The 25,036-nt window shown below is 55.8% G+C and carries 23 protein-coding genes and 1 pseudogene; 12 read left to right on the top strand and 12 right to left on the bottom strand.

The features are described from left to right. Positions 1-278 precede the first annotated feature (278 nt). The gene (locus tag ACA373_RS16460) at positions 279-821 is read left to right on the top strand and encodes a single-stranded DNA-binding protein (protein WP_253456176.1); all 543 of its coding nucleotides are present in this window, start codon (positions 279-281) and stop codon (positions 819-821) included. Positions 822-916: 95 nt separating this feature from the next. On the opposite strand, the gene ACA373_RS16455 is transcribed toward ACA373_RS16460, so the two are convergent. Beyond that, positions 917-4,720 carry an NAD(P)-binding protein gene (locus tag ACA373_RS16455; RefSeq protein WP_370734824.1) on the bottom strand — a complete coding sequence of 1,268 codons (3,804 nt, stop codon included), beginning with the start codon at positions 4,718-4,720 and terminating at the stop codon, positions 917-919. A gap of 415 nt (positions 4,721-5,135) precedes the next feature. On the opposite strand from ACA373_RS16455, the gene ACA373_RS16450 reads away from it, so the two are divergent. Beyond that, positions 5,136-6,065, top strand: a complete 930-nt coding sequence (locus ACA373_RS16450) for an alpha/beta fold hydrolase (protein WP_253456170.1) — start codon at positions 5,136-5,138, stop codon at positions 6,063-6,065. Between the two features lie 185 nt (positions 6,066-6,250). Here the strand turns inward: ACA373_RS16450 and ACA373_RS16445 are convergent, their stop codons facing one another. Next, positions 6,251-7,009 (bottom strand): SDR family NAD(P)-dependent oxidoreductase, encoded by a 759-nt coding sequence (locus ACA373_RS16445; RefSeq protein ID WP_370734823.1) that lies wholly within the window; start codon positions 7,007-7,009, stop codon positions 6,251-6,253. Positions 7,010-7,391: 382 nt separating this feature from the next. On the opposite strand from ACA373_RS16445, the gene cspA reads away from it, so the two are divergent. After that, a complete protein-coding gene (cspA, locus tag ACA373_RS16440) occupies positions 7,392-7,604 on the top strand; it encodes an RNA chaperone/antiterminator CspA (protein ID WP_125290184.1) in 213 nt (70 codons plus the stop codon). A gap of 120 nt (positions 7,605-7,724) precedes the next feature. On the opposite strand, the gene ACA373_RS16435 is transcribed toward cspA, so the two are convergent. The 7 genes and pseudogenes from ACA373_RS16435 to gstA all read right to left on the bottom strand — a co-directional run bounded on the left by ACA373_RS16435 (position 7,725) and on the right by gstA (position 12,100). After that, on the bottom strand, positions 7,725-8,114 hold the full coding sequence (locus ACA373_RS16435; protein ID WP_370734822.1) for a hypothetical protein: 390 nt from the start codon (positions 8,112-8,114) through the stop codon (positions 7,725-7,727). A 68-nt stretch (positions 8,115-8,182) separates the two neighbouring features. Further along, complete coding sequence (locus ACA373_RS16430; protein ID WP_253456163.1) at positions 8,183-8,716, bottom strand: hypothetical protein; 534 nt, start codon at positions 8,714-8,716, stop codon at positions 8,183-8,185. A gap of 238 nt (positions 8,717-8,954) precedes the next feature. Further along, a pseudogene (locus ACA373_RS16425) lies at positions 8,955-9,362 on the bottom strand (class I SAM-dependent methyltransferase); the annotation flags it as partial. 53 nt (positions 9,363-9,415) lie between these two features. Then, positions 9,416-9,796, bottom strand: coding sequence for a DUF4440 domain-containing protein (locus ACA373_RS16420; protein ID WP_370734821.1), 381 nt, complete (start codon positions 9,794-9,796; stop codon positions 9,416-9,418). A gap of 33 nt (positions 9,797-9,829) precedes the next feature. Further along, complete coding sequence (locus ACA373_RS16415; RefSeq protein ID WP_253456158.1) at positions 9,830-10,297, bottom strand: OsmC family protein; 468 nt, start codon at positions 10,295-10,297, stop codon at positions 9,830-9,832. Positions 10,298-10,376: 79 nt separating this feature from the next. Next, positions 10,377-11,294: a pyridoxal-phosphate dependent enzyme gene (locus ACA373_RS16410; protein WP_301730350.1), complete on the bottom strand. Its 918-nt coding sequence runs from the start codon at positions 11,292-11,294 to the stop codon at positions 10,377-10,379. Positions 11,295-11,497: 203 nt separating this feature from the next. Further along, a complete protein-coding gene (gene gstA, locus ACA373_RS16405) occupies positions 11,498-12,100 on the bottom strand; it encodes a glutathione transferase GstA (RefSeq protein ID WP_370734820.1) in 603 nt (200 codons plus the stop codon). A gap of 358 nt (positions 12,101-12,458) precedes the next feature. Between gstA and ACA373_RS16400 the strand changes: the two genes are divergently transcribed. From ACA373_RS16400 to ACA373_RS16380, 5 genes are read left to right on the top strand one after another with little or no spacing between them, the layout of a single operon-like run. Next, positions 12,459-12,866 (top strand): ExbD/TolR family protein, encoded by a 408-nt coding sequence (locus ACA373_RS16400; protein WP_370734819.1) that lies wholly within the window; start codon positions 12,459-12,461, stop codon positions 12,864-12,866. A gap of 1 nt (position 12,867) precedes the next feature. After that, a complete protein-coding gene (locus ACA373_RS16395) occupies positions 12,868-13,605 on the top strand; it encodes an energy transducer TonB (protein ID WP_370734818.1) in 738 nt (245 codons plus the stop codon). A 28-nt stretch (positions 13,606-13,633) separates the two neighbouring features. Further along, positions 13,634-15,877: a TonB-dependent receptor family protein gene (locus ACA373_RS16390; protein WP_369895072.1), complete on the top strand. Its 2,244-nt coding sequence runs from the start codon at positions 13,634-13,636 to the stop codon at positions 15,875-15,877. 17 nt (positions 15,878-15,894) lie between these two features. Further along, a complete protein-coding gene (locus ACA373_RS16385) occupies positions 15,895-16,527 on the top strand; it encodes a MotA/TolQ/ExbB proton channel family protein (RefSeq protein ID WP_253456141.1) in 633 nt (210 codons plus the stop codon). Beyond that, positions 16,520-17,782, top strand: a complete 1,263-nt coding sequence (locus ACA373_RS16380) for a phospholipase D-like domain-containing protein (RefSeq protein ID WP_301730346.1) — start codon at positions 16,520-16,522, stop codon at positions 17,780-17,782. Before ACA373_RS16385 ends, ACA373_RS16380 begins: the two co-directional genes overlap by 8 nt. A gap of 112 nt (positions 17,783-17,894) precedes the next feature. Here ACA373_RS16380 and ACA373_RS16375 read toward each other — a convergent pair whose 3' ends face one another. Continuing rightward, complete coding sequence (locus ACA373_RS16375; protein WP_253456134.1) at positions 17,895-18,083, bottom strand: hypothetical protein; 189 nt, start codon at positions 18,081-18,083, stop codon at positions 17,895-17,897. 371 nt (positions 18,084-18,454) lie between these two features. On the opposite strand from ACA373_RS16375, the gene ACA373_RS16370 reads away from it, so the two are divergent. Further along, positions 18,455-18,886, top strand: a complete 432-nt coding sequence (locus ACA373_RS16370; protein ID WP_253456131.1) for a DUF3828 domain-containing protein — start codon at positions 18,455-18,457, stop codon at positions 18,884-18,886. Positions 18,887-18,930: 44 nt separating this feature from the next. Here the strand turns inward: ACA373_RS16370 and ACA373_RS16365 are convergent, their stop codons facing one another. Further along, positions 18,931-19,866, bottom strand: a complete 936-nt coding sequence (locus ACA373_RS16365) for a VirK/YbjX family protein (protein WP_253456127.1) — start codon at positions 19,864-19,866, stop codon at positions 18,931-18,933. A gap of 234 nt (positions 19,867-20,100) precedes the next feature. On the opposite strand from ACA373_RS16365, the gene ACA373_RS16360 reads away from it, so the two are divergent. Both ACA373_RS16360 and ACA373_RS16355 read left to right on the top strand, forming a co-directional pair. Beyond that, positions 20,101-20,925, top strand: a complete 825-nt coding sequence (locus ACA373_RS16360; RefSeq protein ID WP_370734817.1) for an AraC family ligand binding domain-containing protein — start codon at positions 20,101-20,103, stop codon at positions 20,923-20,925. Between the two features lie 77 nt (positions 20,926-21,002). Beyond that, positions 21,003-21,962 carry a DMT family transporter gene (locus ACA373_RS16355; protein WP_301252114.1) on the top strand — a complete coding sequence of 320 codons (960 nt, stop codon included), beginning with the start codon at positions 21,003-21,005 and terminating at the stop codon, positions 21,960-21,962. An 880-nt stretch (positions 21,963-22,842) separates the two neighbouring features. Here ACA373_RS16355 and ACA373_RS16350 read toward each other — a convergent pair. Then, positions 22,843-23,238, bottom strand: a complete 396-nt coding sequence (locus tag ACA373_RS16350) for a transposase (protein WP_125290204.1) — start codon at positions 23,236-23,238, stop codon at positions 22,843-22,845. A gap of 540 nt (positions 23,239-23,778) precedes the next feature. On the opposite strand from ACA373_RS16350, the gene ACA373_RS16345 reads away from it, so the two are divergent. After that, on the top strand, positions 23,779-25,035 hold the full coding sequence (locus ACA373_RS16345) for a polysaccharide biosynthesis C-terminal domain-containing protein (RefSeq protein WP_301252115.1): 1,257 nt from the start codon (positions 23,779-23,781) through the stop codon (positions 25,033-25,035). Position 25,036 lies beyond the last annotated feature (1 nt).

Below are 25,036 nucleotides of genomic sequence, written 5' to 3'. Positions count from 1 at the left end.
TGCCTGTCCGGCACGGCCAGAATTAAGCCTGTTAGTATGGCACAAAAAAAGCTGAATGGATATACAGTACTTTGCTGTATAATACGCCACGGGATCCTGGCATTGCCAGGCGGCGCCAGGGCATTTTGCGATCCTGCCCGCCCCGCCTGCCGAAAGGCTGCGCCTGAAAGCGACCCTTTGCGATCTGCCTCTGAAACCCGGATCCGAAGGTATAATCTATGGGTAGGGCGTGTTAGAATTTCATCCTTAAGCTAAGAACATTTATCGGAGAGACGAACATGGCCAGCAGAGGCGTAAATAAAGTAATCCTGGTGGGAAATCTGGGTCAGGATCCGGAAGTCCGCTATATGCCGAATGGCGGCGCCGTTGCCAACATTACGCTGGCCACGTCCGAAAGCTGGCGTGACAAGCAGACCGGCGAAACCAAAGAGAAAACGGAATGGCACCGCGTCGTGCTGTTCGGCAAGCTGGCGGAAGTGGCGGGCGAATACCTGCGCAAAGGCTCTCAGGTTTATATCGAAGGGGCGCTGCAAACCCGTAAATGGACCGACCAGGCGGGCGTGGAGAAGTACACCACCGAGGTTGTGGTTAACGTTGGCGGCACCATGCAGATGCTGGGCGGCCGTCAGGGCGGCGGCGCACCGGCTGGCGGCGGCCAGGGTCAGAACAACAACAACGGCTGGGGCCAGCCGCAACAGCCTGCGGGCGGCAACCAGTTCAGCGGCGGCCAGCAGCAGCAGTCTCGTCCACAGCCGCAGCAGAACAGCGCGCCGGCGGGCAACGAGCCACCAATGGATTTCGACGACGATATCCCGTTCTGATTATTGTCGCCGGGCCAAGGCCTGGGCAGACTAAACAGCAAAAACCCCGTTTATACGGGGTTTTTTTATGGCCGCAGTTTTATAGCCGCAGCGGATTAACCCAGCGTGCTGGTGGCGACGCTCTCGCTTTTTACGTTCTCTGCCGCGCGCTTACCGGCCAGGAACGCGTGATCCGAATTGTAGTACTCCCACTCGCTATAGCGACCCGACAGATGAATATCCTGGGTCAGCAGCCACTGGCGGATTAACGCGACGTTCGCCTGGCGGTGATGGTCGTACACCACATAGGCGTAAGGCATATCGACCTCGCTGGCGGTAATCACGGGATCGTCAGCGCGGATAATACCAACCCGAATACAATCCTCCACGCAGCGGGCTATCAGCGCGTCGCCTTTCAGCGGCAAAGGGTGCTCCGCGCAATAGCTGATCTCGCAGGTCAGGCCAAAGCCATCTTTCGGGTTATTAAACGGACTGGCGTTGCCTTGCAGGAAAATGCGGTGGAAGATCGTCTCGCCCGGATAGTAAATCCAGTGTTTCTCGCTAAGGTTAGCGCGGCCGATGCCCAGGTTGACGCAGCGCACTGAAACATGACGCAAATGCCTGGCGGCTGCCTGCACGTTTTGCGGCGCTTCATCGCCCATCAGAACGATCAGTTCCGGCAGCGGCATAGTATTGATCAGCTGCTCATAGCGAAAGGCCCGTCCGTCGGCCAGCAGCGCGGTGCGCGCCTGCGGCAGGATCTTGACGATAGCAGCATTGGTTTCCAGCCTGCATTTCAGATGGGGTAAAAAACCGGACATCAGCGCCTGAAAACCGCCGCGCAGCGGATAGCCGAAGCGGGCGTTTGGGCCGACCGGCTTCGCCAGCGGCTTCAGCGCGCCGTCGATAATCTGATCCAAATCCGGTAAGGGCACGCGGCCGCCGAGCCATGAGGTTTCCATTTCGCTCAGCGGCAGCTTCCACAGCTTGTTGTTGTAGGGCAGCGCAAAATAACGCGCGATGCCTTTTCCCCACGTATGCAGGATAAACTGCTCAAAATTTTCCGGTTTGCCGGCGGTCAGCGCGCACGCTTCATCGGGCACCGATCCATCCGCGCAGCAGTCGCGGTGGCTAAGACGGTTCTCCGTGCGGCGCAAATCCCTGGCGGCCGCGGCGTTAAGCGGCACCGCCTGCGCTTCGGCCTCGCCATAGCGCGCTTCGATAGCGCCAAGGATGCACTCTTTGATCACCTCCGGCGGCAGCCCATGCAGCGCGGACTGGAAAGGGTAGCGGGTGTGCACGCCCTCGCTGTAAACCCAGGCCTCCCGATCCTGCCAGTGCAGGTTATCGCCCAGCAGCATCTCGTAAAGCTGCAGCACGTAGGGATCCTGGGAAAACATAATATGGCCAGCGTAATCGAAGGTGAAACCGGCGTGTTCGACCGAGCGGCACCAGCCGCCGGGCGCGGCGTTTTTTTCCAGCAGCACGGCGCCTTCGCCATAGTGGTAGCCCGCGCTCAGTCCGGTCGGCCCGGCGCCGATAATCAAACAGGGAACCTTCTCTGCCTCTTCGGCCTGCACGTTAAGCCAGGCGACATCCTGTGCCTTAACGGCTGCGTCGGCGGCTGACGGCGCGGAGTGGGCGACGACAGCCTGTGTCATCAGCTCGTGCATTCGATCTGCAGTGCGATCCCAGGAAGTCTCCGCTACTTTGGCGCGCATCTTAGCGGCGAGCGTCTGGCGAGCGTCCGGCGTCAGTTTCAGCATCTTTTCACAGGCGTGGATAAAGGCCGCGTGACTATCGGCAATTTCGACCAGCCCCGCGTAGTGCCGCTGCACGTCGGCGATAGCCGTGCTGACGACAGGCAGACGAGCCGCCATATACTCCAGCACTTTGGTTGGGCTGATATAGCGCGTGGAGGCGTTCAGGGCGAAGGGCATCAGGCAGACATCCCAGCCCGCGAGAAACTGCGGCAGCGCCTGATAAGGCTGCTGCCCGAACCAGTGAATATTGCCGCGCTGCGGCAGCGTAGCCGGATCGATTTTCACCACCGGCCCGACCATAACGATCTGCCAGTCCGGATGGCTGTCGGCCAGCGCCGCAATGAGCGGCAGATCCAGACGCTCATCGATCACGCCATAGTAGCCCAGGCGCAGCGGCGGCAAATTTTCCTGCAAAGGATGGCCGTTGCTGCGATCCAGCGCCTGCTCAAAATGCACCGCGTCTACGCTGCTGGGGAAGCAGTGTACGTGGGGATGCTTGCTTTTTTTCGCCTCGTACAGGCTGGTGCCGCCGGTAAACACCAGATCGGCCCGGCTCATCAGCGCGGATTCACGCTGTTGGAGCTGGCGCGGCGCCTGATCGAACGCCGACAGCTCATCCATGCAGTCGTAAATAATGGCGCGCGGCTTCAGGCCCGTCAGCAGAGGCAGCGCCATAGGCGTATAGAACCAAATCAGCGGCTGCTCATCCTCATCAATCAGCGTGGCGAGCAGAAGCTGAAGCGGCGCAATCTGGCTGTCGTGAAAACCCGGCGCGTTGACGTCGGTATGCGGCTGCACCACCGTCACGTTAGGCGCCGGGCTGCTGGTATGGATCTCTTCCGCTCCCGCCTGATAAATCGGCTCTTCAACAAACAGGATGCGGTAGTGCTGCGCGAGGCGGGTCAGCAGATGCTGAGGGCGTTGAAAAACGAATCCCCAACGCAGATGACTGAAAACAATCAGGACTGGTATTTTCATATTATTCTCCCGGGCTTCCCTGGCCGACGTGATAAAGGAATGAAAACGGCGCATCGTACGCTGCGCCAGGAGCAGAGCATGGTCATAAGGGTGTTGTAGCTGACGTGCACAGGGATCGGGGCCTTGCCGATCGAGATCCCACAAGCCGCTGCGGGTCCAGAAAGCGGTGTCTTCCCAAAGCGGTCGATCGATAATCGGATAAAGGCAAGCGCCGCTGATGGTGACGCCAGCCAGCTGCGCCTGCGCAAGCTGCGAGCCGATCTCCGCGATCCAGGCGCCGCGCCCGCTGCCGACATGGCTGGTTTCGGCCAGCAGCAGCGGCCGCTGGTAGCGATTATGCAGCGCATGCAGCAGCGCATGCAGCGGCTTGCGGCGTGCGTCGCCAAGATGCCAGTAGAGCCGACGGCCGGAAAACGCTTCCCACTGATTGTCGTGATAATAATTAACGCCAATCAGATCCAGATAGTGCGGCGCGCCGCCCAGTTCGGGCTCGCAGCGGCCCGCGATCATATCCCAGGCCTGATATTGGGATTCAGTTATGCTGCGGGCGGCCTGCCGACAGGCTTCGTTTTCTTCATCGGCGATAACGTGGATCAGGGGATCGCAGTGCAGAAAGCGCGCGCGGGGATCGGCAAGGCGAATGGCGTCACAGGCGGCCAGCGTGGCGCGCACCAGCTGGCGCTTGGCGGCAAGCGCGCGGTCATTTTCCGGGCCGCCCGCACAGGCGAACAGGCCGACCGAGATACCCCAGCTGAGGAAAGAAATCTCATTCATCGGCGCGTAAACCGGCGCTTCCGATCCTGCATAGAACGGCGCCAGAAATTCCGCTAATGCGCCGCAAAATGCAGCGAAACTGCTGATAAATTCGGAAGAAAACAGGCTCAGGTATTCAGGCCAGCCGTAGTGGCACAGAGTCCAGGAGATCTGTATATCGTGTTCGCGTGCGGCCTGCATTCGCAACGCGACGGAAGAAAAATCGTAGCCCTTTGCCGTTTCAGCGAGCCGCCAGCCGACGCTTTCGCGCACGGTGGAAATATTAAAATGTTTAAGCCGGGCATAATCCTGTCGGGCCTGCGTCAGGTGGTCGGTAATCGCATTCATCGACAGGCGCAGGCCCTGCGGATTAATGTGATCGGCTCCTTCGTAACCTGCCTGCCAAAAACTGCGAAATGGCGCCATGCAAAATTCCCTTACCGTTTAAAAGAGAATATTTTCCCGCCAGCGTCAGGGTGCCGACGGCTGGATAGCAGCTGTGCAGGCCGATTACGATCGGTCTGAAAACCGTTTCCACGCCGTAAAAAAGGCAATATCCGCCGTAAGCTGGCGAACGGGGGAAAGCGGTAAAATCAGTGAGGAGCAGAAGAAAAGGCGGCTGGAGACTGAACCGCACAAGTCGCCGCGCCGCAGGCCATACTCAGCCAGGCGGCGAAACTTTGTACTGATTATAGACAGCATCCGGAAATGCAATGTGATTTTCGTCTCTTTCAGGAAAGTTCTGGCGCTGTAAAAGCACGCTAAACTTTTCCGACGAGAAGGCGGCCCGAAAACAGAAACGCCGTCTTATACACAGGGGATGACATTACGGGAGCGTGAAATGGCAACAGATCAACAGGTTGAAACCGCAAGAGGCGCATCTCCGTTTATTGCGGATTGCTCGCTTAAGGACGTAAAGCTGCCAAACGGGATAACGCTGCGCGTTGCCGTTATGGGGCAGGGTAAGCCGCTGGTGCTGCTGCACGGACATCCGCAGAACCACCTGGCCTGGCGGAAGATTGCGCCGGCGCTGAGCCAGCACTACACGGTGGTGATGCCGGATCTGCGCGGCTATGGCGACAGTGATAAACCGCCAGGCGATGCCGATCACCGCTGCTATTCCAAAAAAGTGATGGCGCAGGATGTGGCCCAGCTGATGGACGCGCTGGGCTATGACCGTTTCGCTTTTGTCGGCCACGATCGCGGCGGCCGCGTCGGACACCGGCTGGCGCTTGATTATCCTGATCGGGTGGAGCGCTGCGTTTTTCTCGATATTGCGCCGACGGCAACCATGTATGCGCAGACCGACAAAGCGTTTGCAACCCGCTATTTCTGGTGGTTTTTCCTGATCCAGCCCGAGCCGCTGCCGGAAAAAATGATCGGCAACGATCCGGCTTTTTTCCTGCAAAAGCATATTGAAGGACAGCTGAAAACACCTGGCGCCACGGAGCCGGAAATTTTCGCCGATTATCTGCGCTGTTACCGCGATCCTGCGATGATCCACGCGGTCTGCGAAGATTATCGTGCCTCGGCGACAATCGACCTGGCAGACGATGCGGCGGACAGCGATCAACGTATCCGTTGCCCTTTGCTGCTGCTGTGGGGCGAGAAGGGCACGGTAGGCCAGCTTTACGACGTGGTCGCCACATGGCAGGAAAAAGCCCTGTGCGTCAGCGGCGAGGCGTTGCCGTGCGGGCATTCGCCTCAGGAGGAGGTGCCGGAAAACGTGCTGGCGACGCTGCTGCCTTTTCTGGCCGAGGATGATGAATAGCCGCGCCTGCTCAGCGGTGCCCACCTGCTTGTGAAGGGTGAGTAGCCGCGCCTGTTTATCGGTGGCCGCCTGCCTGAGAGGGAGGAGTAGCCGCGTCTGTTTATCGGTGGCCGCCTGCCTGAGAAAGACGAGTAGCCGAACCTCGGCTGCCTGCGACGGCTTCTGAAGCCGCGACGCCGACCAGGTCAGGCGAGCCGGATACCCGCGTCGATCATAAACTGCGCGCCGGTGCAGCCTCGCGCCTCATCGGAGGCCACAAAGAGCGCCATTGCGGCCACGTCGCGACCCTGAAGCACTATCTTCAGCGCCTGCGCGGCCTGAATTTCCGCCTGCGCTTCCGGCGTGCGCCACAGCGCCTGCTGTCTGGGCGTGGCGATTGCGCCGGGTACCAGACAGTTGACCCGGATACCGTACTGGCCCAGCTCACGCGCCAGCGTCTGGGTCAGCCCGATAACGGCGGCTTTGGCCGTGGTGTAACCGACCATCCCGGGGCGGCCTCTCATAAACGAGGTTGAGCTGGTCAGTAGAATATTCCCCGATCCCTGTCGGCGCATAATCTCCGCCGCCGCCTGGCTGGCGAAAAACTGGTGATCCAGATTCACCGCCAGCCGATCGCGCCAGTATGCCGGCTCCACGCTAAAGAAATCGTGGCGATCGTCATTGGCGGCATTATTGATCAGCACGTCCAGCGCACCTTCCTGGCTGGCGATATCGTTAATAATCGCCCGACACGCCGCGCCGTCACGCAAATCGCAGTAGTGAAAAGTTGTGCCGAGCCGCTTTGCCAGCGCTTCGCCGCTGCGATCGATATCCAGAAAATGCACCTTGCCCTGCTGCTGAGCGAAAGCCGCAACCAGATCAGCGCCGATCCCGCTTGCGCCGCCGGTGATAATGATGGTCTTATTTTGTAGGCTGCTATAGCGAGTGTAAGTTTCGTTTAACATTAAACGCGTCTCCGGAGGCGGATTTGAGTTAAGTGCATGAAAACAGACGAAAGCGCCCGCGTCTTTTTTGCCGCAGCGGGCCAGCGCAATAGCGTAAAATCATAGCGTATTGGCGCTGGCTGGTTTCTAAACCGGCGGCCAAAAAACCCGGCGCGAATAAAATATAAAAAATAAACGTTGCTTAACTGAGTCAGGCATGACTTAATAGCGTCATCGGTTTGGAATACAGACCTTATGAAAGCAGTTTTAGTAAAGCAGTCCTCAGCGCAAGCGTTATCCAACGATATCCTTCCTCCTGATCTTCTTCTAAGTGCCCAATAAGTTATGCTCTGGAAACAGGCCTTCACGCCAATTTAAGTGGCTCAAAATTAAGGAAGTATCGATGTCTGGTAAAATGACTGGTTTAGTAAAATGGTTTAACGCGGATAAAGGTTTCGGCTTCATTTCTCCGCAGGACGGCAGCAAAGACGTATTTGTACATTTCTCTGCAATCCAGGGTAATGACTACAAAACGCTGGACGAAGGCCAGAAGGTAGAATTCACCATCGAAAATGGTGCTAAAGGCCCTTCAGCTGCAAACGTCGTCGCACTGTAAATATTATTACCACACTTACGATAGCGATGAAGGCAGCAGCCTGAGCAGTTAAGTGGAAAATAATAACAGTGACAAAAAACCCGCCTCGTGCGGGTTTTTTTACGTCTGTGGAAAAGAAAGTCACCGTCCGGAGGAGAGTTCAGTTCCCGAATAATCGAACATTCCCGTACGGCAGTCCAGAATGACGTAAGCTTCATCACTGCCTTTGCTGCCGCTGACCTGGAGCTTGCCGAACCACATCTTGTTCCCGAAAGTCGGGGCGGTATTAAAACTCAGGCTGTCCAGGCCGATAGCCGCTTTCCGCTCATTTTCTCCAGCCGAACGCAGCCACGACCGAATATATTCCTCGCGGACCTCTTCCGGCGTAAAGCGCGGACAGGCCTGCTGAAAAGCCTCATCGGCAGGCGCAACGCGTGAGTAAATCATCAGCGCCGCCAGGCAGGCCAGCATCAGCACGCCGCCCAATAAAAGCGTAATAAAGTAAGAAAGGGGCTTCCAGAACCTGCGCATCGTACCTCCCTGTAAAGTCACCTCACGACACGCTACCGGAAAAGCATAACGTGTAACAAGACGGGCGTTTAGTCAGTCCAGCCTAAGCTTTCTACAATGGCCCGACGGTAAGTGGTGTCGATCTGCGCCGGCACCCGGCAGATATAATCTTTAGCATGTTCCCGCGTCTCGCCCGTCAGGCTGTCCAGATAGGCCAGCGCCGCCTCTAAAGAAGGCGTACGGCTCTCAATCTTATCGCAGCACGGCGGCAGAGCCGTCCAGATCACCGCATCAATATGCCGGTCGTGCGCCCATTTAGCCAGCGCGCCTGCCGGTCTGTCGGTCACTATCAGCGAGCCGATGCCGTCGCTACGCTGTGCCGGAATGGCCTCGCGGGCTTTCAACAGTTCACACGCCGTCGCGAGGTCATCAACCGTCAGCCATGCCCACAGCGCAGGAACGGGATCGGCGTTGATACAAATAGCCGTCGCCAGCTCGCCGCCGTCGCTGATGCGGGAAAATTCTATCGGCACAGGCGGCCCATCTTTATGCCATTCGCCCTCGACCGGCAGCACGCCGGATTTCCAGATAAGCGATCCCCAACCCAAACAGGCAATTCTCATTCTATTTTTCCTCGAAGACAGCGTCCGATAACTATGGCCTGATTACCCCAGGCCCGCCAGAGCGATGCGGCGAAAGATGAAAACCGTGGCTGAATGAGCCTGCTACGGTTATAAAAAGCGCAAAAGCTGACCGGCACGCGGCGTTTGTAAGGCCGCAGCGTAATGCGTTTTGGCGGGCAGATGAAAAAATGCCGCTCAAACGCATCAGCAAGCTGAGGATAAACAAAGCAGAACAGGGCTATTGTGCCTGAAACATCAGGGTATCGGTGCTAAAGGATCCGTCCGGCTGGAGGGCATAATGGCGCTTCACGCTGGCGGACGCTTTTTCCTGCAGCAAAAGGATCGCCTGCGTCAGCGTCTGCGGCGTTTGCATTCTTTCGATCCACGAAGCGAACGCCAGATCCAGACGATCCATCACCAGCCGGTTAACGATCATCCCGCTTTTGTTCGCCATCTTCAGCCAGTCACCCTGCGAGTAATTGCGTACGTGAGAAGGATCGCGCAGCATCTCCACCGTTTGCAGCCAGACATCCAGTACCGGCTGACCGGGCGAGGCGGTATCCATCAGGATAAATTTACCGCCCGGCTTCAGGACGCGGTTTACCTCGCGCAGCGCCTGGCCGACGTCGTGCCAGTGATGCGCGGAATTTATGCCGATCCCGGACGCGGACTGCCAAAGCGCGAGCTAAGGCGCGCTGGTTACGCGTTTTGCCAGGTTTCGTGCAGGGAAACCCACTGTGGATGGCCGTCGGCCAGCCGGAACACCGCCGTTGACCAGCGCGCGGTGGCGGCTGCGTCTGGCCGGGTCTGCCGTTCAAGATAGCGTACTACCGCGCCGCCTGGCCAGCTTTCCACCAGCGTCAGTTCCTCAAGCACGATAGCCAGCCCCGGCCTGCTGCCGCGCTGCGCCAGAAAAAAGTCGCTCACGCTGGCCATATTCATGCAGCGACCGGCAGGAGGGATCATCACAAAGTCCGCGCTGAAGCGATTTAAAAGTGCCTGTATGTCGCCGCTACCCTGACCAAGCCAGTTTTCAATTGCCACGTGGGCAGCGATAACTTCCGTAAAATAAGGGCTCATGACTTCTCCGGTTGGGTTAACGTCGTTTTTCACTCAGGCGTGTTTGATAGTCGGCTCGCAAAGTACCGGAAAGTTCAGCGAGTTGGCGATAAAACACTGCTCATGCGCTTTTTCGTGCAGCGCTGCCGCCAGGGTAATATCGTCACCCGCGCGTAGCGTGATTTGCGGCTTCAGGACAATTCGGGTAAAACGGCCGCGTCTGGCTTCCAGCATGGTGCCTTCCGCCCTGTCGCAGTAGCTTTGCACGCTAATGCCCGCCTCGGCGCACAGGTGCAGATACCAAAGTTTATGGCAGGCGGAAGCGGAAGCCAGCAGCATCTCTTCGGGATTCCAGCGGCTGGCGTCGCCCAGAAAAGCGGGATCGGCGGAGCCGGCTATCTCTGCTTTAGCGTCGGCTACCACCTTAAACTGGCGGTCGTAGGCCTTGTAATTTTCGGTGCCCTGGCCTTTGTTGCCGGTCCACTCCACGGTCACCTGATAGTCATGCTCGCGATCTGCCATAGCGCTTCTTCTGTCCTGTTATTAACAAAATCAGAAGATTAGCGTTTTCTGCCCGCATTACCAGACGCATTTACAGCCTTTAGCGCTTTTCGGACAGATGCCACAGCTGTTCCGCCGTAACGGTAGCGCCGCCGCAGACAATCACCAGCGGTTTCCGGAACGCCGCCAGCAGCGGATGGCTATCGTAAATAACCGCCAGGCTTGCGCCGCAGGCTGGCTCGGTCAGCACGCGATGATCGTTCAGGAAGCGGCTGCACGCGGCGATAGCCTGGCTGTCGGTAACCAGCGCGCTGTGGATCGGATGCGTAGCGGCGCAGCGTAGAGACTGCTCGCTGACGCGCTTTGCACCCAGCGAACCGGCCACGCTGTTAATAGCGGCCAGCTCCACGGTATGACCGGCCTGCAGAGCCGCATGAAAGGAGGCTGCGCCTTCGGTTTCCACCGCTATCACGGGGACATCGTGCCAGCCGTTGCGCTGCAACCCTTCCACCACGCCGTTCAGCAGGCCGCCGCCGCCAACAGACAGGATCACCACGTCAGGTTTACAGCCGTCAGCGGCCACTTCATCGATCATTGTGGCATGGCCCTGCCACAGCAACGGATCGTCAAACGGGTGCAGAAAAGCATCCTTGCTGCCTGAGAGCGACTGAGCGTAGTGGTTGGCTTCCTGCCAGGACGCGCCGTGTACGATAACCTCTGCGTTCTCCTGACGCAGCAGCTCAACGGCGCGCGCGGAAGTGGTTTCAGGCACGACGACGATAACGGGTACGCCCAGCTGGCGACCGGCCCAGGCGACCGCCATGCCCGCATTGCCGCCGGAAGAAGAGACAAAGCGTTCGGCACCCTGGTGTAAATAGTGCTGGCAGGCCAGCCCGATACCGCGGATTTTAAAAGAGCCGGGCGGCTGAAACGCCTCCATTTTTAGCCAGACGTCACGTCCGGCCAGCAGGCTGAGCGCACGTGACGGGATAAGCGGCGTTGCTTGGTGTAGGTGCATATTTATTCCTGAAGGCTAACGAAGATGGGCAGCGGCAGATACGGCCCGGACTTCTGTTTCTACATCCAGATTGAAGGCCAGCTTGCTGCCTGCGACCGAACGGGCCGGGAAACCTGCGTAGCGCTGTCCGCCCGGCCTTTTGCCGTACGCAAAAGGCCGGATGAACGCGGGTTGCGCAGGTTAACCTCGCTCCGCGCAGCTATTCAGATCAGGCCTTCCGCCTTCAGCGCGGCCTGCACGGCGGGCCGTTCCGCGACGTTGGCAAGGTAACGCTGCACTGCAGGCCAGTCGTTCAGGCTAAATCCAACCACTTTGCTCCAGCCGAGCACGGTAAACAAATAGGCGTCGGCAATAGTGAAGCGGTCGCCGGTCAGCGTGGTTTTACCGTCGATTTCATTTTCCAGCCAGTTCAGTCGGCGCGTCAGCTGCGCGACCACCGCATCTTTCCACTCGCCTTTTACCGCCGGGTTAAACAGCGCCGCCAGCGTCTTATGCAGCTCGGCAGAAATAAAGCTCATCCACTCCAGCACGGCGTAGCGCGCTTCGCCCTGCGCAGGCAGCAGGCCGCTTTCAGGGTTTAAATCCGCCAGGTATTGTGAAATCACCGCGCCTTCAGTCATCACCCTACCGTTGTCCAGCGCCAGCGCGGGCACATAGCCTTTACTGTTGATGGCCCGAAAATCTTTGCCGCTGCGGGTGGTTTTGGTTTTTAAATCTACCGCCTCCAGCTCGTGCGCCAGGCCAGTTTCGTGCAGGACGATATGCGGGGCCAGCGAGCAGGCGCCGGGAGAGTAATAGAGTTTCATATTCTTCCTTAAATGGTAATGAATGGCCTGATGACGTTACTCCCGCCAGAGAGTGATAACAAGCCTTTCGGCTTTGGCAAAGCGCTAAGTTTTACGCGCGGTTTTTTCATTAATAACTTTATTATCAATAGTTTAATTATTACATTTGCACTGTGTTCACTTCTTTAAGCCTGTATTCTGAGAGATAATTCTTTTCGATTTCAGATGCCCCTCGCAAAACCCCCGTTCACCCGTTTTTAATTTCCTTCCGTCACTAATATGTAAGTTAATCGTAATGATCCACCGTTTTATCTTAAAAGTGTAACTAAAAATAAACATTCCGCTTCTATATTGGCCTTCCAAAAAGAGGGGGAGCCTGATGCGTAGCTGGAATGAACCTGTCAAAAATAAAGCCCATATTGAACTGATCCCGATGATTGACGTGATGATGTTCCTGCTGGTGTTTTTTGTTCTGATCAGCCTGAACGTTATTCCTTCCCAGGGAATGAAAACCCAGCTGCCGGGCGCGGCCAGCGCGCAGCAGTTAAAACCGCAGCAGCACGCCATCGTTACGCTGGGCACGGATAACCGTCTGGAGCTGGACGGACAGCTGGTGACGCCAGAAACGCTTGTTAACCGGCTGAAAGCGCAGCAGGAAGACAGCCAGAAAACGGCGATCGTGCTTAACAGCGATAAAAGCGTGCCCGTCGAGCGGCTGATTGCCGTAATGGACAGCCTGCGGCAGGGCGGCTTTACCGCTATTTCTATCGCAACACGGAAACTATGACATGTACGCCGTCTATCGTTTTCGCCATGCTTTTAGCTGGCTGCCCGTGCTGATGGCGGCTGGCTGGGTGCTGATGAATCAGCACGCCGCGCTGAAAATTGAACCGCGCTACGACGAATCAACCATGGAACTGGCGCTGGTGGAACCCCCATCGGCTGAAACGCCGCCGGTTGAGACACCGCCGGTTGAAACGCCTTCCGAACCACCAGCGGAACCCGAGCCTCAGCCCGTAGTGGAAACGCCGCCGGAACCTACGCTCTCCTCGCCTGAACCCGTTGCGCCGCCGCCGAAGCCCAAACCGAAGCCAAAGCCAAAACCGAAAAAGGCGATCGAGCCAGCCAGTACTTCGGTTAAACCTACTGCCGTTGCAAGGCCGATACCCGCCGCGTCGCCGGTCGCCACGCCCAAACGCGTCGCGCCGCGCGTCAACAGCGGCGCCATCGAAAACGGTTGGATCGCAGAGCTACGTCACGATCTGGAGGCACAAAAACGCTATCCCACCGGCCGTCAGGCCTCGCTGGAACGCCCGGAAGGCAGCGTGGAAATCTGGCTGGAAGTCGATCGCAGCGGTCGCGTACTGGCTTCCGGCATCAGCAGTAAAGCTCGCAATATGCTGCTTAATCGCGCCGCGCTGGGCAGCTTACAAAATATCAGGCAGGTCAAGCCGTTCCCGGCGGACGCCTTCGCCGGACAAAACAGCAGGCGCTTTACCGCCACGCTGAATTATCGGGCGCCGTGAACGCCCAACATCAAAACAGGAAATAATAATGAGCATTTTTATACGTTCCGGGGTGTGCCTTGCGGTGATGTCGGCCTTATCAATGGCGGCACAGGCAGCAGAAAGTACCGATGTCGGTGCCATTAATGTTCAGGGCGAGACGCTGGGCGGCGGCATGATGGTGCAGGAAGAGTCGGCGAAAGCACGTTCTACCATTACTAAAGAGGCGATGCAGAAGCAGGCGGATATGGCGGGAAACGCGCTGGATCGACTGAAATATACGCCCGGCCTGAACGTTAACAGCAACGACGCCAGCGGTTTGAGCGGCGTTGATTACACCATGCGCGGCATGAACTCCGATCAGATTGGCCTGTCGATCGACGGCATTCCAATTAACGACTCCGGCAACTACGCGGTTTACCCTAATCTGGTGGGCGACGCGGAAAATATCGAAGAGGTGTTTGTGACGCAGGGCTCGTCCGAGGCAGATGGCCCCCATATTGGATCGAGCGGCGGCAATATCGGTCTGGTGACCAAAAGACCCGCAAAAGATTTCGGCGGCTTTGTGAAGCAGACGCTGGGCAGTAACAATCTGAGTAAAACATTCGCCCGTCTGGAAACCGGCGAATATAACGGCTTCAGTAACTGGCTCTCTTATTCACATACCGAAGCGAAAAAATGGCGCGGCGAAGGACGCTTATATTCCAATAAATTTGAGATGAACTCGCTCTTCGAGGCGGAAAATGGCAACAGCAGCAACCTGATTATGAAGTATAACCGTCAGGAAAACGCCAATTACAATACGTTAAGCAAGGCGCAGTTTGAACAGGACGGACGCTACGCCAACGATTATCCCGCTACGCCGCAGTACAATAGCCGTGGTCAGCTGTCGAGATACTACAAGCTGAACCGTAACCCGTTCGAGAATTTCACCCTCAGCTTTACGCAGAAACTCCAGCTGCAGGATAACCTGTCGCTGACGTTGCAGCCTTACTATTACTGGGGCAACGGCGGCAGCTTTACCGGCCAGAGCGCCAGCACGCTGGGGCCAACGTCCGATCAGGCGGGCCAGTACGATCTCAGCAATCTGACCAGCAATACTTATTACCGCCCGTCGTGGACACAAACCTGGCGGCCCGGCATCACGACTAAACTGAAGTGGGATATCAACGAGCAGCACAGTCTGGATCTGGGCTACTGGTATGAACGCGCTCGCCAGCTACAAACGCAGCCTTATGTGGCGATCAAGAGCGACGGTAATCCAGCTGATCTGTGGGGCGATCCGAACGGTGCCGGACAGGTAAAGGATGCCAACGGCAACACCGTGCAGGGCCGCAACCAGTATACCATCACGCCCGCGCAAAAAATCTGGCTACAGGATAGCTGGTTCGTCACGCCCGACTGGACGCTGGTCGGCGGTCTGGCCTGGCAGCACGTCGATCGTCGCGGCGAAAACAAAGGCAGCCTGGAAAACGCGCCGGAGCATCGCCACGCCACCTATCACAAGTTCCTGCCGAACTTCAGCGCCAGCTATCGGCTCGATCAGCAGAATCAGGTGTTTTACAACCTGACGCGCAATATGCGTACACCGCAAAACTACGTGCTCTATAACGTCGGCGATTCGATTAATACTAAACCGGAGCTGAGCTGGAACCATGAGCTGGGCTGGCGCTTTCAGCAAGACGATATGCTGCTCAGCGCCACGCTGTTCTATTTGCGCTATACCGACCGTCAGATTTCCACCACCAACCCGGATGGCGACTACGAGATGATGAACGTCGGCAAGGTGGAAAACCGGGGGCTGGAGGTCGAGTGGAGCGGCAAGCTGCCCTATAACTTCAACTACTACACGTCTTACACCTATACCGACTCCGAGCAGAAAGATAACGTCACGCGGGAAGATATCTCTCTGCCGACCAGCGGCAAGCAGCTGCCCAACTCGCCCAAAAATCTGTTGAACCTGACGCTGGGCTACGATGATGGCCGCTACTACAGCAGCGTCAGCGGAAAATATGTCGGCGCGTTTTACGGCGACATGACCAACGATGAAAAAGTGGGCGGCAGAACGGTGTTCGATCTGGCGGCAGGCGTTTATTTGCCAGTGGATAAAAAGATCGTCAAAAGCGCCGCGCTGCGGTTCGGCATCCTCAACCTGCTCGATAAGGAATACCTGACGTCGGCGCGCACTACGGTATTTAACGCCGATGCGCGTAACGGTCTTAGCGCCGCCACGCCTTATTACAATGTTGGCGTAGAGCGTACCTACAGCGTTTCGCTGGAAGCCACTTTTTAACCGAAAGAGAGAAGAAGATGAATGCAACCCTGATGCACGATGCAATCTTTTATGTCATGTACTTCTCGCTGGCGGCAGCGCTGGTGATTATTATTGAACGATCTATCTGGTTTGCGTGGACGCGGCGGCAGGCCAGCCAGCTGGCGGCGGTACTGACGACGGAAACGCACGCGCTGCCGGAAAGCGTAACCCGACGCAGCAGCGTGCCGCTGCGCGCAGTGCAGCCCGTACTGGCACGTAAAGCGCAGGCTTCCGCCGAGGCGCTCAGCGACGAGGTCGACGCGCAGTATCTGCTGAGCAAAGCGGCCATGACGCGCGGCCTGTGGCTGCTGGAAACGGTGGTGACCGCCGCGCCGCTGCTGGGGCTGCTGGGCACGGTAATGGGAATTATCGACACGTTTAAAGCGCTGGCGGCGGCAGGCGTGTCGGACGCCAGCCAGGTTTCCGCCGGGATGGGCACCGCGCTGTACGCCACCGGATTAGGCATCGCTATCGCGCTGGTTTGCCTGGTTAGCAATAACTTTTTGCAGAACCGTATGGAGCGCATTAATGAATTACTTAAGGTGCTGCTGTTGCGGGCGGCTACGCCCGTACAGCGGGCCGGGCCTGTTGCCGGGCCGCAGGACAATGGCGTGCGCCGCTATGCGTGATCTTGCGCAGCGGTGCAAACGGCTGCTGTGCGGCGGGCTGCTGCTGTTCAGCCCGCTCGGTGAGGCAAATTTCGCTATCGCGGGTTATGAACTGGTTTATGATGCGCCCGTCGAAACCACCCTGACGGCATCAGATTTGCGCAGCAGTGCCGTGGTGTGGCAAGAGATGTTCGCCAGCGCCCGTACGCAGATCGATATTGCACAATTCTATGTGGCCAACGAGCCGGGTTCGCGATTGGATAAGGTGATCCAGACGCTGCGGCAGGCTGGCGAACGCGGCGTAAAAATTCGTTTTTTAATGGATCAAAAGGGGCTGAAGCTCAGCACGCCGGAAACGCTGGCGCAGCTGAAAGCCATTCCGGGACTGACCTTGCGCATTATGCCTTTCGCCCGCCTGGCTGGCGGTATTATTCATGCCAAATACCTGCTGGTGGATGGTAAGCAGAGCTTTGTCGGCAGTCAGAACTTTGACTGGCGGGCGCTGGAGCATATCCAGGAAACCGGTCTGCTGATTAACGACGCACCTGTTGTAGCGCAAATTGCCGCCATCTTTAATCACGACTGGGCCGCGCAGCCGTTGCTGGAGGCGGGCGAAAAGGTGCCCGAAACCGGTACGGATGCGTTGCCTGCCGATCTTCGCGCCGGCCGTTATCTGGTCGCCAGCCCGCGCGCCTGGAATCCGGCAGGTATCCCTGATTCGCAGCTGGTGCTGCCGCAGCTGCTTGCTTCCGCCAGAAAGCGTATTCGGGTGCAGGTAATGGAATATGCGCCGCTGTCGTTTGGCGAAAATCGCACTCGCCCCTTTTATGCCGTTATCGACAATGCGTTGCGCGCAGCAGCGGCGCGCGGCGTACAGGTCGAGCTGATGGTCGCCAACTGGAATACCAAACAGCCCGATATCGCCTGGCTGAAAAGTCTGGCGCTGGTGCCGGGCGTAACGATAAAAATCGTGACGATACCGGAGGCGAGCAGCGGTTTTATTCCCTACGCCCGCGTCGTGCACAGTAAGATCATGACCATCGACGGCGAACTGGCCTGGACAGGCACCAGTAACTGGAGCGGCGGCTACTTTGATAATTCACGCAACCTGGAGCTGGTGCTGAATGATGACGTCATGGCGGCGCGGCTGGATGCGCTTTATGAGCAGCTGTGGCAGAGCCGCTATGCCGCGCCGTTACGCATTGATGCCGACTATCCTGCGCCCGATCCCGGCGGTCTGCTGCGGGAAAATGCGCCGCGCCGGGACGCGCCATAGCGCTAAGCATGAAACACCAGGAGAGGGCGGTATAAAGCATCAGCAGCACCCGCTGCCGCCAGAAACCGGCCCGGCTTGTAAAGGATAACCTGGCTCCAGCGGGCAGGCCGCGTCACAGCCAGGCAAAACCCCTGGCTATCAGCAAAGCCAGCCCCAGAGTTGTGGTCACAATTGCGCCGAACAGCAGGCGAAAATCCATGCGCGCCTCTTTTTTAAACTCGCGGATGTCGCTTTTGATTTCCTGAATAGCTTCCTGCATATGCCCGACATCGGTTTCCAGCCTGGTGACTCGTCTTTCCATCTGTTTGCTCTCCATTGCGGTCTGAACGGCAAAGCTGACGCTTACGATAATTAAGCAGGAGTTGCGGCAGCGCGATAATCTTATAACCACATAAAAAAAGCGGACACTGTTTTCTGACGGCGCAGCGGAAAAACATTGAGGACTTCGGCATGGCTCGCATTTGTCGTCCGGATTTGCAGGCTGTTGCAGTTATCAGGCCGCTGCGGCGCCTGCTGCCCTGGCTAAAGTCATGACCCGTTGGCTACGGCGCGACACGGTATAAACATTTACCAAAAATAATGCGGAAACGGGTTCATTCAGGGCGATGAAAAGGTAAATTAACCGGCAGCGTGGAGCCGCCACGTAAAAGCGTAACGGGCAGAGATTTGTTGATGAAAAAATGGATACTGGCGCTGGGCATAGCGCTACTGGCGTCGCAGGCCGGCGCGGCGGAACAGGATCCGCAAAAGGTAAGCCAGGATTTTTACAGCTGGTATCTTAACGCGTTGAGCAAGGATGAAAGCCCGATCGACGAGCACGATCCGGTGTTAAATCAGTATGTCACGCCGCAGCTGCTGCAAAAGATCAACGTGCTGATCAAAAGCCCTGACGGCATGGACGACGATTTCTTTTTGCAGGATCAGGATTACAGCGACAGCTGGGTGGATCACGTCAGCGTTAGCCGGTTTACCGTCAACGGCGAAACCGCCTCCGGCGACGTGGCGCTGGGCAAGGATCCAGAGGATCGTCAGCTGCTGCTGGTCACGATGCGCAAAGATCGCGACGGCTGGAAAATTGATGATGTGGTAAAGGAAAGCCGCTAAGGTGAACCGCACGCGGGCCGGTACGGTCACCTGTGGCACGCGGCTCAGCGGATATGCGCGGTGAACTGCCCGGCCAGGGCGTCCAGCAGCTCGTAGCGTTTCCGATACTCCGACCGTTTCTTGCTGCTTATCTCCTCCAGCGGCTTGCGTGCAAACGTCGTCGGCAAGCGACAGAGTTTTGACGACAGCGGCACAGCGTTAAGCGTCTGCCAGAATTCGTCATAGCTGGCATGAAACAAACTCTTCTTTTTCAGGCGATAGCGCCAGCTGCGGAAAATATGGCCGGTGTCGCTGACGGCCTGGATCTGCGAAATCCCCGTTGCCTTACAGAACAGCGCCAGGGTTTCCATCAGCAGGCGTTTCGGAAATAAACCATAGCAGGCCTTGGTCGCCGAACGGATCAGCTCGTGCGGCGTATCGCGATGCGCGCCCTGAATACCGCCGACGATCGCTACCTTTTCACCTTGCTGCTCGGTTACAGCAAAGGTCACTATCGCCAGCTTGATCCCGTCCTGGCTGAAAAACAGATTGACCTCGCCTTCTCTTTCACAGCGTCCGGTACAGGCCATGGTAATGGAAAAGCTTTCGCCACCTTTGCCTGCAAAACGCAGCAGCTCCGCCCCTTGTTGGCTGAGCAGCGCCTGACGAAAGACAGAGTAAGGCAGGTCTCTGGCGAATCGGTAGTGCGCGATAATCGCCCCGGCCCGATCCGCCACCGGCATGCCGCCATAGAGATAGGGGCGATGGATCTTGCTTGGCAGCGTATGCTGGACGGCCAGTATTTCACGCATCACCGGCTCATGAATAATCGCATCGGTCAGTTTCAGGGTCTGCCGCGGACAGGCGAGCGAGCGGAACAAATACTTGAGGCGATATTCCCGGTCATACCACAGCTTGCCCGGTTTCAGCCTGCCCGTAACCAGCGACAGAAAAAGGGTCAGGCTGCTCTCCTGACCTGACGTAAGTGTGATATCGGACATCTTCGGCGTTCCAGTGGAAAAAACTCAGTTGAACACCGGCAACCTCAACATTGAGTAAATGACGATTTACAAGTTAAGAGCATTGCTTGTTGGTTGAATGAATGTTTAATTTATTAATCACTTATGCCAAATCAATTGCAGGAAACAGACAAATTAAGGATGACGTTCGCTGCTAACGTTATACTTTTGTATTAAGCAGAAGAGGGTTCCTCGCTCAATTTTCCGGAGGCTGGCTTGCAGGGTGTTCCCGCGCAGTTTAATGATGAAAAAGATCGCGCCCGCTTTTGCCAGCTTGATGGCCTGACGGGCGTAGAGCTTTATCAGGCGCATATTTCGCGCTACGCCTTTGAGCCGCACACGCATGAGGCGTTCGGCATCGGCACGATAGACGCAGGCGCGGAGCGTTTTCGCTATCGCGGCGCTGTGCATACGGCACCCGCGCAATCGCTGGTGTTAATGAATCCGGACGAGCTGCATACCGGCGAATCGGCCAGCGAAGAAGGGTGGCAGTATCGTATGCTCTATCTCGATCCGGCGCGGCTGGCCGCCATAACGGGCGAGCAGGGCTGGTGGTTTACCGAGGCGGTGTGCTTCGATCCGCCTCGAGCGGCCCAGCTTTCCGCGCTGTTGGCTATGCTCTGGCAGGTGCAGGATCCGCTGGCGAGAGACGGCATTTTACTGACAGCGATCGACCTTTTGCGTCCCTGCGCCCGGATTGGCGATAAGATGGCAGCCGCGCCCAGGCACCGCTTCGACCTCATAAAAGAGTATTTACGCGACAACCTTGCTGACAATATCACCCTGAACGAGCTGGCCGCGCTGGCCTCGCTCAGTCCCTGGCATTTTCAACGACAGTTCAAGGCGCAGTATCACGTTACGCCGCATCAGATGCTGATGGCGTTTCGCCTGTGGCGCGCAAAAGAGCTGCTGGCCTCGGGCCGCCCGGCCGCTGACGTCGCGCTGGCGGTAGGCCTGACCGATCAGGCTCATCTGACCCGCAGCTTCGCTAACCGCTACGGCACTACCCCGGTGCGCTATCAGAAGCAGATAAGAGGCTAAGCGCAATCTGCTACAATCTTTTCCCCTGACGGCGCGTCAGAATAGCGTTTTCGCTTTAATTAACGGGATCGCTGTTTATGTTTGCTGGTGTCTTTTTTGCCCTGAGCGCGGGACTGATGTGGGGACTTATTTTTGTGGTGCCTCTGCTGGTGCCGGATTACCCGGGCGCGCTACAGTCGGTAGGCCGCTATGTGGCTTTCGGCCTGATTGCTCTGCCGCTGGCGTGGCAGGATCGACGCCGGTTGCGTCAGCTGTCGCGCGGCGACTGGAAAGAAGCACTCAAACTGGCGCTGATCGGTAACCTTCTTTATTACACCTTTTTAGCCAGTGCTATTCAGCGTACCGGCGCACCCGTTTCCAGTATGATTATCGGCACGTTGCCGGTAGTTATTTCCGTCAGCGCTAACCTGTTTTATGGGCACCATGAAGGGCGGCTGCCGTGGCGAAAGCTGGTGCCGGTACTGCTGCTGATCGCGCTGGGATTAGGCTGCGTCAACGTTGCGGAATGGCAGGATAGCGCTCAGCATGGCGATCTGCCACGTTATCTGAGCGGCATAGGGCTGGCGGTAATGGCGATGATTTGCTGGACATGGTATCCGCTACGCAACGCTCGCTGGTTACGCGCGCATCCGCAGAAAAGCGCGACGACCTGGGCGACGGCGCAAGGCATAGCCACGCTGCCGCTGGCACTGGTGGGCTATTTGCTGGTGAGCATTCAGCTGCACGTTACCCGTCCCGACTTTTCGCTGCCTTTTGGCCCCCATCCCGCTCTTTTTATCGCCTTAATGATCGCGCTGGGCCTGTTCTGCTCCTGGCTGGGCGCTTTGTGTTGGAACGAAGCCAGCCAGCGTTTACCCACCGTGTTGGTTGGCCCGCTGATTGTTTTTGAAACGCTGGCGGCATTGGCCTACACCTTTTTATTAAGGCAGGGCTGGCCTTCAGCAGTAACGGTCTGCGGCATTCTGGCCCTGATAGCGGGCGTAGTGCTGGCGACACGTATCCAACCTGAACCGGTTAAGAAATCCGTCTTTTCTTAAGAGACTGGCCGAAAAAGGCACAGCCTTTGGCAAACTATTTTGATTAAGGTAAAAAAAAGAGCGCTTTTCGTGCTCTTTTTTTATTGCCGCTGGCTGTAATTTCCGGAAGTTTTTAGCTCTATGTGTGATTTTTATCACGTTTTTTTTCCGATGCGGTGAGGAAAAAAAGCGGCTTCCATCAAAGACCGCTATGACACAGGGACCGATTGTTCCGCTATAAGAATAATCGCTAATCGGATTTGGTTATTTTCAAACACAGTCAATTCTTACTACACATTCAATATTGCTTCTTTTTTGAGACTGTTTTAGCAGCAATAAACCATTTTTAACTCAAATTTTAATGAACAGAAACGGAAGAAAGGACGATGCCCGGCAGATGGATACATTAATAAATCACAGGAAAAGATTAACTCTGCACATCAATGTCGGTCGTAAAGGTCAGGAATGTTAAGGTCTGTTGCATTATCGTTGGTCTTGAAAGCAGGGTAGCGAAACGGAGGAGGCCGGAGTGGCGGGGTTTTCACGCGAAAGGACGCATGGTGAACGGCAGAGAACAGTGAGAACTGTAAACCATTCGTAAACTGATAAGCATTATCATTACTGAAGTAGATGCCGGGTTTTCGGGTCGATCTGTAAGAAGGTTTTATGTCAGAATTGGCGCATTTATCGTTGACCAAAAAGATAAATGCGCTCTTAACTGTATGAAAGTAAAATAATTTTTCTGGTGACGATCAATTGTGGTAGCCTGGTGAGGCGGGTTTATAGGAATAAACTCATCACCGAATCAGGTCGCCATAAAAAGGAACGGTACTTTTTAATTAAAGATCGGAATATTTTAATTTGGTCCTGAACAGTAAAAAAATTGCGCACTGCGTCGCAATTATTGATTCTCACAGTTGTAAGGATAATGATAAACGCTGCGGCTAATATCCAGCAAGCGGCAGCTCCGGCGCGTGCCGATATCAAAAGTATCCTGAAGAAAATTAACCGCCTGACGCTTATCATTGGTAGTAAAGAAGTTTTTCAATACGCTCTGCAGCATTTCTTTATCTGAAGAGAGCATCTGGAGTTCGCGTTCCATACTGTGTACGCGCTCTTCTAACTCCTTGATTTTTCTTCCTTCTTCCGAGAATAGCCCGGCGTATTTCTTTTTCCAGCTGTAGAATGTGGCCTCAGAAATCCCCAGTTCTTCACAAATCTCCTTAACCTTTACGCCGCATTCAGATGCTTTAATGGCACTGGTGATTTGCTCTTCTGTATATCGTGACTTTCTCATGGATGCTATTACCTTTCTTAACTATAAAGTGATGAGAATGGCTGCACTAAAGAATGGATCTAATTTATCCATTAATCAGGACAGCGACGTTAAGTGCGCGATTTGAATTGCAGGCTTTAAGTTAAGGGATTATGAATAAATATCATCATGGGATTTCTCCTATTTTATTTGCAAAGCACCTGGTTAGCTTTCGATAAAGCGCTTTTTGTTATAAATTCGATTCATGCCAGCAGCAAGGCCAGTTAGTAATTCAGAATGATCCAGCAGGCGGAAGAAAAAAACTGTGCCAGGATATTCTCCAGCGTTGTTCGTGCTGAGGTGGGTTGCTAACCAGTATCAAGTCCAGGAAGAATCAGACGGTTCGTTAAAAAAACGATCTGATAAAATAAAATCTTTTAAATAAGAGCGGTGCGCTATCGCCCGTAAAATAATATTCCGGACGCTTATTTTGCCAGGCCCAGGCCAGGTTTATTTTCTCTGTGATAGACAAGGATGTACTGACTTTCGTTATAAGTTATTAGTTTTACGAAGGAAGCTTCAATGAAACACAGTGTCGTTACGAACGCTGCCTGGATGATGTCAGAGAAGGTGGTTTCGGTTTTTGGTGTAATTTTTGTTACATCCTATGTTGCAAAATCTTTTGGGCCATCTGTTTTTGGGCAAATCGCATTTTCTGCATCCATTTTTTCCATTGTTCAAACCGTAGCGATTTTTGGTACGGAAACCATCCTGTTTAAAAGCATCAGCAAAAGCGCGGCGAAAGGCCTGCGGCTGATGGCCGTGGCAAAACAGCTGCGTATGGCATTGTTATTATTACTTTCTTTGCCGGTGCTGGCGTGGGTCTGGCTGGAGATGCGTGAAAATTTTTTGATTTTTGCCGTGGCGTCGTTTCTGTCGGCTATTTTCGTGACCCAGGATATTTTTAGCGTTTATAACAATGCGCGACTGGAATCGCGGATGAACACGGTTGCGAACGCAACGGGAATGATTATCAGTTTCGCCATTAGCTTTGCTATTGCGTGGTTCAAGCTTAATCCGCTACTGCTGTCCTTCTCGATTGTTGCGGTGACGCTGGTGCCGTACCTGATTAAGCGGACGATGTTTTATCAAAAAAACACCATCAGCCCGCCAACCAGGCGCAAGCACCGCAGCTATCTGCGCTATCTGTTCCATGCGGGACTGCCGCTGGCGATCTCCAGCGTGTTTATTTCTGTTCAGGTGAAGCTGGCGCAGTTTTTCCTGGTCGGCGTGGGATCGGCACACGAGCTTGGGCTGTTTACCGCTGCGAATACGATTTCTGCCTCATGGATATTTATCCCGGTGGCGATTATCACCTCCAGCTTCTCGGAAATTTTCCGCGAGCGGGCGGATGTAGCTTTGAGACTGGCCGCCAGGCTTAACGGCTACGTTATGGCCGTTTCACTGTTTATGCTGCTGATTGTTGCGCTGTTCGGCGAAAAAATTGTCAGCCTGCTTTACGGTCATGACTATCAGCAATCAGGCGATCTGGTCACGTTGCTTTCTCTGGCGACCTGCTTTTCAGCAATGGGTACCGTAGCCTATCGCTACATGGTGAAAGAGGGCGGTTTTAATTATCTGCTGGTGAAAATTATTTTACTGGTGGCGGTCAGCGTAGTAACCAACTGGTTTTTCATTCGTTTTTGGGGCTTGACGGGTGCCGCGTGGAGCGTGCTGGTCACGGAACTGTTATCCCTGACGCTGATGAATTATTTCTTTAAGAATGGGGTCATTCTTAAGATGCAGCTTTCCTCACTCAACTACAAAACCTATAGGTGAG

Origin of the sequence: Erwinia sp. STN24, from assembly GCF_041320675.1 — a bacterium.
Lineage (GTDB): Bacteria > Pseudomonadota > Gammaproteobacteria > Enterobacterales > Enterobacteriaceae > Erwinia > Erwinia aeris.
This window is presented reverse-complemented; position numbering and strand designations above follow the sequence as displayed.